Origin of the sequence: Armatimonas sp. (genome assembly GCF_043760365.1) — a bacterium.
GTDB lineage: Bacteria > Armatimonadota > Armatimonadia > Armatimonadales > Armatimonadaceae > Armatimonas.
In genome coordinates, this window is record NZ_JAYUPA010000074.1 from 1 (window position 1) to 6,639 (window position 6,639).

The following is a 6,639-nucleotide window of genomic DNA, read 5'->3' on the forward strand; positions in this document are numbered from 1 at the left end:
CCGAGAGTCCCGGCGGGGTGGTGTGTATGTGATCTTATTATTCTCTCAAACGGCGTAGGAGATGGCGCTGACCGGGAGGTCATCGGGCGGCTCCTCCGCGCGGCGGAAGCGGCGTTGCCACTCCACGATCTCATCGAAGGCTTTTAGAGCGGCATCCACGATCTTGGGATCGAAGGTTTTACCGGATTCTTCCTTGAGTTTCTTCTTGGCCTCCTCATTGTTGAGGGAGCGTTTTTTGTGGTTGTAGCTTGTCCACTGGTCGAAGGCATCTGCCAGGGCGACAATACGTCCGTAGAGAGGAATCTCCTCCCCTTCCAGTGCCTGCGGGTAGCCCTTGCCGTCCCAGCGCTCATGGTGCGAGAGAGCAATCAGCTCGGCGGAGCGCAGCAGCTCCGAGGGCGATCCCGAGAGCAGGCGAGCACCCAAGATGGCGTGCTGTCGGTAGACCGACTCCTCGTACTCGTCGCGCTCGCCTTTTTTATTGACGATGCTATCCTCAATGGCGAGCAGGCCAATATCGTGCACTTGGCTGGCGTAGAGCAACATCTCCGCCGCATCTTCGTCGAGACCCATTGCTCTGGCGATCACGGTGCTGTACTGACCCACGGCGCGGATGTGTGCGGCGGCTGTGGGGCCTTCGCGGAACTCGGCGGTGTAGGCCATGCGCTGCATCGCATCGAGTGCGGAGCGGCGTGCATTCTCCTGGGATTGCTTGACTTCCTCCATGGCACCACGAAGCTCGGTGGTACGGCTACGAACCGTCTCCTCCAGGCTACGCTGGTGCTTCTTGAGGTCATCTTGTGCCCGCTTCATCTTCAGAAGCGAGGCAATACGCACCTGAAGCTCCGTGCGATCTACAGGCTTGCAGATCCAGTCGTTGGCTCCTGCCTCCACGGCGCGAAGGCGATCCTCTTTGCCGGAGAGAGCGGTGACCATCACTATAGGAATATCGTTGAAGCGTGATTCCTCACGGATTCGTGTGCAGACCTGGACCCCGTCCATACTGGGCATCATGTAGTCTAGCAGGATCATGTCGTAGCTATTGTCTAGCTTCTCCAGAGCCTCGGGGCCACTGCTAACAAGCTCAGAATCGTAGCCCAGAGTGCGGAGCATCGCCGAGAGCATCTCACGATTGATCTCGTCGTCGTCCACGACTAGTAGCCGCGCCGCGCTGGCGGCTGCCGTCGCAAAACTCAGCCCACGCTTACGTCGCTTTTCGGGCGGAGATGCACTTGGCTTCTCTACCGGCTTGGGCACACTAAGCGCCTGTATGGGGGCCTGTACCAGCTCCAGAGTGGGAGCAAGAACCGATTCCTCGGTGTCTAGCAAGATTGGCGAGAGGGACTCACTCTCTTCACCAACCAGCTCCAGAACCACTGGGGTATCGTCCTCGGGCAATGTCAGAAAGAGTTCCTCACGCTCCGCCTCTAGCAACAGAGGCGCATCGTCCTCAGCCGCCAGTAAGAGTGCCGGTGCTTCCGTGGCTTCCGTCCGTAGCGGAGGCTCTTCTAGCACTAGCAGGGCAGGCGCATCACTGAGCGACTCGGCGAACTCTCGCACTAAGCGAGGGAAAGTACGGGTGTTGATGGGCTTGGTGATGTAGCCGATGCAGCCTACCGCCAGCGCTCGCTCCTCATCGCCTTTCATCGCATGAGCGGTGAGGGCGACAATCGCAATATGTCTTGTCTTCGGGTTTTGTTTCAGGATGCTAGTGGCTTCCAAACCGTCCATTCCGGGCAATTGAATGTCCATCAGGATCAGGTCCGGGAGTCCCGCATCTGCGAGCCGAATGCCTTCCTCAGCGTTCATAGCGGTTTCAAAGGTAAAACCCGCTACTTCCAGGAGGTCCGTCACCAGCTCCATGTTCACTGGGTTGTCTTCAACAACCAGTATCTTTTTTTCAGCCACGATCTTTCTCCGTCTCGTCTCGTCGGGCCAGAGGTTGGCAGGGATTATGCAGCCGCACGTTCACTCCGACCACGGCGTGTGGGAGTAGTGGCGGCGGGGCTCTTTTGGGCATCGGCGAGAGTTCCTAGGAATGCTCCGGCTTCGATGGGTTTGACCACAAACTCTGAGGCACCTAGCTGAACGGCGCGGCTACGCTCTTTGGTAACCGAGACCACGACCACGGGAATCTCCTTGAGGTTGGGATCGCCTTTTAGCTGACTGAGAATCTCCCAGCCATCTTCGCCTGTCAGCTCCACTTCTAGGGTGATCACCGCCGGTTTGAGCTCCTGGGCAAGCGCAAGGGCATCTTTCCCGCTGCTGGCACGGGCCACATCGTAGCCCCCTTCTTGCAGGTGATGAGTAAGGAACTCTGCCGCTGCGGCATCGCTGTCCACCACGAGCGCCATTGGCTTAGGAACACTGGGGGCAGTGCTCGCCCGCTCTGGCTTGGAGCCACGGCCAGGGGTGGAGTCCTCGGGGCCAAAGGGGACAGTGAAGCTAAACGTGCTCCCCTGATCCTCGCCTGCCGAGCTGACCCAGATCCTACCTCCGTGCATCTCAATAAATTTTCGTACCAGTGCCAGGCCAAGACCCGTGCCCTGCTGCTGGCGTGAATAGGAGTTGTCCACTTGCTCGAACTCGCGGAAAATGCGATCTTGGTCTTCTTTTTTGATCCCGATTCCGGTATCTTTGATATCTACCTGAAGCAGACTGCCACTGCCCGCTGTTGCCAGTGTCACGGTCACTTTTCCGTTTTCTGGGGTGAACTTGATGGCGTTAGAGATAAGATTGTAGAGGACTTGTTTGAACTTTGCCTGATCCGCGATAAGCGGAGGTAGAGTCGTTCCTCCCGCAATATCTAGGGTGATATTTTTCTTCTGGAGCAGTGCCTTGACTAGATTGTCCACGGTGCGTACTGCGGTGAGGGGCGAGAATGCGGCGTAGTCGAGCTGAACACGACCCGCTTCGATCTTGGAGAGATCGAGAATATCGTTGATGAGCTGTAGCAAGTGGCGGCCTGACGAGAGAATATTGCCGACATAGCGCTCTTGCTTGGGAGTGAGCTCACCGAATGTCCGGTCGTGCAGGATCTCCGAGAACCCGATAATGGCGTTGAGTGGTGTGCGTAGCTCGTGGCTCATGTTGGCTAGGAACTGGCTCTTGGCACGGTTGGCTTCCTCAGCGGCCTCTTTATCGCGGCGCATCGCTTCGGCTTGGCGGCGCTCGGAGACATCACTGGTGATGAGCACGCAGCGCTTCGCGCCGCTGGCATCATCTTTCCAACTGGCTAGCACTACCTCGATGGGGAACGCGCTGCCGTCTTTGCGGATACCGTAGAGATCCAGAGTACGTGGCTTATTGGCATCTTCCAGGCGATCCACTGCCTTCTTGAAGCTCTCTCGGCTATCGTGAGCGACCAGCAAGTCCGCTTCGAGTCCTTGGGCTTCTGCTTGGCCGTAGCCGTAGATCGCCTCGGCGGAGCGGTTCCAGGTGATGATCTTCCCGTTCTCATTGATGACACAGACAGCATCGTGTGAGGATTCGACCAGAGCGTTCAAGAAGGTATCGGAGCCCGCGAGTGGGCTGACAGCGAGACTGCTCTTACCCGCTTCAGCTGCCGCGAGGGCCTCTTTAGTCTGATTTAGCTCAAGCGCCACTTTTTCCGACATCTGGCTCAGCTTGTTCAGTCGCTGGTCGGCCTTTTCTTCGGCGTGGCGCTGCTGGGCCTCCGCATCCGCTGCTCTGGCTTCCATGTCCTTGAGCTGGCTACGCGTGGCCTCTAGTGCGAAAGCAAGGGAAGCCTTCTCGGCCTCCCAGAGCGTTTTTTGCTCCTGGAGAGTTTTGGTACCGCTCTCCAGCGTTCCGATTCGGGAAACTTGACCGGCGAGATCCTGAGTCAGGGTCTCCGCGCGCTGGTCCGCTTCCTTGAGACGACGGGTGGTTTCCTCAAGCTCCTGACGGAAGCTTGTCTCCCTTGTGACGAACTGTTGCTCCAGCTCGTGTAGCTTCGCTTCGCTCTCACTCTCGCGGGAGGATTTCCGGGAGGACTTCCGCGCCGCATCGGTTATCAGCTGTTTCCCTTTAAGGAAACTCATCAGGCCACCTACACCGAATACGACTCCGGTACCCAGACCGATGATTCCGAACAACGAATCAGCCATTCGTGACACACACCTTTCGCACAATTTGGTTCGTTAGAGAGAATTTCATTTTAAATCACGAGCTCCGCCTCAAGCTGGCTGAGCTTCTGGCGCGCCTCAGAGAGGCTTGCCTGTTGTCGCTGCATATTCAAATAGATCATTAAGCCCTGTGCCCCACCAATGCAGCGTAGGAGTTGGCAGCGCTGACCTAGTGTGATCACAATATCTTCGATGGTTTCTTTGCTATCCAAAGAGGAGAGAACCCGGAACTTGGCCTTCATTAAGTCCGTATTGGCAGCGGCTTCAATATCTAGGTTCGGGGTATCGCCCGCGATTCCCAGCATCTTGCCGTTCTTGAGATCCACCATCACCGCACCGGTTATTCCCTGGAGTTGCATTACTTCTTCAAGGCAGGTTCTGACATTTGCCATTATGAAACGCCCGAGGGGACTGCCTGCTTTAGCTGGCAGGGGAATCGGCATCCTTTTCTAAAAATATTTTTCAAATTCTTGTTTCCTTGCTTTCCGGGTTCTTACTTTTACAGGAGATTCCTAGGGGTTCTGGCAAGGAACTACATTTGAGTGCGACGTATCGTTTGCCAGGTAAAATCTCCGCGTCTTGTAGTGAGTGTGAAGCTAATATTCGCGAAGCTACCAAGCTTCGCCGGGTTGCTTCGCTTGGGGCACGGACAGTGCCTTTGCAGGTTAACGTGGGCGGATGCGCCGTGCGTTCTGCAAGAAGCCCGATGCTAAGTCGTGATGTTTTTTGTGATTGTGTCCTAGACATAATTTCAGAAGCTCTTTGCTTTAGCGGAGGGAGTCGTCACTGCACCATCCTTTAACAAGAGTATGGTCGGAGAGAATTGCGATGGAGTTTAGGGCATTTTAGGGAAATGCTATAATGATATTTATGTTGCCACCGCTTACCGACCCTGCCAATCCCCCCCTCGTTGAAGTACGAGGAGCGGAAGAAGCGCTCCGGCTGGCGGTTTTAGGGTATAAAGTTCTCTGGTTGGAGGCAACACCCGAAGCTGTCCACACAGCGCGTCGGCTTCTGATGGCCCAGCCATTTATCGTGCAAAATCGCATTGAGGGGATTGTGCTAAAGCCTGCATGAAGAATGTTGTTTTTGTTTTTTCGGATCAGTGGCGCTGGTGCGACCACGGCTACACGGGCAATAAAGAGGTCGCTACCCCGCACTTAGACACGCTGGCCAAGGAGAGTGTCCACTTTGCGCATGCCATCGCGACAATGCCGGTCTGCTCCCCGTGGCGTGCAAGCTTTCTGACAGGGCAGTATCCCCTCACCCACGGGCTTTTCCTCAACGATCTGCGCCTCAACCATAAAGCCACCTCGCTCGCCGATGCTTTTGGACAGGCGGGCTACGACACGGCGTGGATCGGGAAGTGGCATGTAGATGGCACGGGCCGTGATCAGCGCATTCCCCCAGAACGCCGCCAGGGCTTCGAGCACTGGCGTGTTTTAGAGTGCACGCACAACTACTTAAACTCCCCGTACTTTGCGGGCGACGAGACCCAGAAACGCACCTGGCCCGGCTACGATGCCTACGCCCAGACCGACGAAGCGATTTCCTATATCCAGGGTCGCGCTAAAGACAAGCCGTTTTTGCTTTGTCTCTCGTTTGGTCCGCCACACGATCCGTATCGGATGTGCCCTGAAGACCTACTAGAGCGCTACGATGGCAAGACACTCACGTTTCGACCCAACGTGCCCGAGGCAAGTCGCGCGGCGGCAAAGAGTACCTACGCGGGCTACTACGCTCATATTGATGCGCTGGATCAGTGTGTTGGAAAGCTCATCAATGCACTGAAAGCCAGTGGCCAGCTTGAGAACACGGTTTTTGTTTATACGTCGGATCACGGTGATATGCTGCACTCGCACGGGATGCTCAAAAAACAAAAACCCTGGGATGAGTCCATCCGCGTCCCCTTGCTCATCCGGCTCCCGGGGGGCAAGGCACGGACGATCACCGGGCCTATTGGCACACCGGATCTGATGCCAACTCTGCTTGGCCTTTGTGGCATTCCGGTTCCCAGCACGGTGGAGGGGCGCAACTTAGCGTCCGTAGTGCAGGGTAAGAGAAAATGGGACGATGACGCGGCGCTGATTCTCTGCCCCGCGCCCTTTGGCGAGTGGACACGCGAGCGTGGGGGACGTGAGTACCGAGGCATCCGCACGCGGCGCTACACCTACGTCCGTGATATCAACGGCCCCTGGCTGCTTTTTGACAACCAGGAAGACCCGTACCAGCAAACCAACCGGGCCAACGACCCCGCCTTCAAATCCCTCCAGGCGGATCTGGAAAAGAAGCTCACTGCCCGCCTCAAAGCCACCGGCGATACCTTCCAATCCTCTGTCGAACTCATCCGCCGCTGCGGCTACAAAACCGACACCAATGGCACCGTGGACTACCAGAACGCCACGCGCTGGGGGCAAGAGACCGTCTCAGCCCGCGCGTAGTTGCCCGGCAAAGCCGCCCAATGGAATTGGGCGGCTGCAATGGCTTCGTTCCTCAGCCGCAAAGCCCGTTC

At 56.8% G+C, this 6,639-nt stretch carries 5 protein-coding genes; 2 read left to right on the top strand and 3 right to left on the bottom strand.

All coding sequences use genetic code 11. From position 1 onward, the window contains the following. Nucleotides 1-45: 45 nt before the first annotated feature. The 3 genes from ACH2EH_RS01900 to ACH2EH_RS01910 form a co-directional block, all read right to left on the bottom strand. Complete coding sequence (locus ACH2EH_RS01900; protein ID WP_395138318.1) at nucleotides 46-1,908, bottom strand: response regulator; 1,863 nt, start codon at nucleotides 1,906-1,908, stop codon at nucleotides 46-48. 44 nt (nucleotides 1,909-1,952) lie between these two features. Then, nucleotides 1,953-4,043, bottom strand: a complete 2,091-nt coding sequence (locus tag ACH2EH_RS01905) for an ATP-binding protein (protein ID WP_395138320.1) — start codon at nucleotides 4,041-4,043, stop codon at nucleotides 1,953-1,955. 116 nt (nucleotides 4,044-4,159) lie between these two features. Next, nucleotides 4,160-4,486, bottom strand: coding sequence for a hypothetical protein (locus tag ACH2EH_RS01910; RefSeq protein WP_394793175.1), 327 nt, complete (start codon nucleotides 4,484-4,486; stop codon nucleotides 4,160-4,162). Nucleotides 4,487-4,997: 511 nt separating this feature from the next. Between ACH2EH_RS01910 and ACH2EH_RS01915 the strand changes: the two genes are divergently transcribed. Both ACH2EH_RS01915 and ACH2EH_RS01920 read left to right on the top strand, forming a co-directional pair. Continuing rightward, nucleotides 4,998-5,204 carry a hypothetical protein gene (locus ACH2EH_RS01915; RefSeq protein ID WP_395138323.1) on the top strand — a complete coding sequence of 69 codons (207 nt, stop codon included), beginning with the start codon at nucleotides 4,998-5,000 and terminating at the stop codon, nucleotides 5,202-5,204. Further along, on the top strand, nucleotides 5,201-6,568 hold the full coding sequence (locus ACH2EH_RS01920) for a sulfatase (protein ID WP_395138325.1): 1,368 nt from the start codon (nucleotides 5,201-5,203) through the stop codon (nucleotides 6,566-6,568). The genes ACH2EH_RS01915 and ACH2EH_RS01920 overlap by 4 nt, the downstream gene beginning before the upstream one ends. Nucleotides 6,569-6,639 lie beyond the last annotated feature (71 nt).